Annotated in this window: 1 protein-coding gene; it reads left to right on the forward strand. The window is 69.3% G+C overall.

Features of this window, described 5'->3' with window-relative positions:
- The coding region (locus tag EOA22_RS34625) for an FAD-dependent oxidoreductase (protein ID WP_127390665.1) at nt 1-1,123 on the forward strand (1,123 nt) is incomplete at both ends.

Raw genomic sequence — 1,123 nt, forward strand, 5'->3', positions numbered from 1 at the left:
GAGCACCCGCGCCACGACCGAGCCGGTGCGCGACGGACTGGTGGCGAAAAGCGTCAACGCCACGCCCAGCGCACTGGCCGACCGCAACGCCTTCCTGGACCGTTTTGCGCGCTTCATCCCGGCCGCGTTCTACTACAAGACCTTCATGTGGCCGGACTGGCACAGGTTCGAGCCGCGCATCCGCGCCATGGCGGGGCTGGGCACAGTCGACGCCGACTGGACCTCGCCCGGCATGGCCGACCAGATCAACCATCATTGCGATGTGCTGGTTGTAGGCGCGGGACCGGCCGGGCTGGCGGCGGCAGGGCTGGCGTCCGGTGCTGGCCTGACCGTCACACTGGTCGACGACCAGCAGAGCCCCGGCGGATCGCTCGGCCATCGTGCCGCGGAGATCGACGGCAAGCCGGCGGCCGTATGGGGCAAGGAGACGATTGCCGGGCTTGCCGCTGGCGGTCACCTCATCCTGCCTTCGACCACCGCCTTCGGCATTTACGACCACAATCTGGTCGGGCTGAACCAGCGTCATCTCGACGGCCGGCCGGATACGCTGTGGCGGGTCAGGCCGCGCCAGATCGTGCTGGCGACCGGCGCCATCGAGCGGCCGCTGCCTTTCGCCAACAACGATCTGCCGGGCATCATGTCGGCGGATGCGGCGTTCGCCTATCTCCGGCGCCACGCTGTGCTGGTCGGCCGCCGCATCATCGTCGCCACCAACAATGACAGCGCCTATGAGGTGGCGGGGGCGCTTGCCGAGGTTGGCGCCGAAGTCAGGCTTGTCGATATCCGGCGTGACGGCGCGCCTGCGGCGGCGGCCAATGTCCGGCTGATCAAGGGGCGTTCTCTCGCATCCGCCAGCGGCAAGCTGCGCGTCGACGGCGTGACGCTCGACGACGGCACGAGGTTCGATGCCGATTGCGTTGTGGTCTCCGGCGGGTGGACGCCGACCATCCATCTCTTCGGCCAGGCCAAGGGCAAGCTCGCCTGGAGCGATGCGCGCGCGGCCTTCCTGCCGGGCGAACCGGTCGGCGGTATCGCCGTGGTCGGCGCCGCAGCCGGCGCGGTCTCCTTGTCGGAGGGGTTTGCCGGCGTGGAAAAGGCATTCGCCGGCAAGGAGAACGCGGCA

This window comes from Mesorhizobium sp. M7A.F.Ca.US.014.04.1.1 (genome assembly GCF_003998745.1).
GTDB lineage: Bacteria > Pseudomonadota > Alphaproteobacteria > Rhizobiales > Rhizobiaceae > Mesorhizobium > Mesorhizobium ciceri.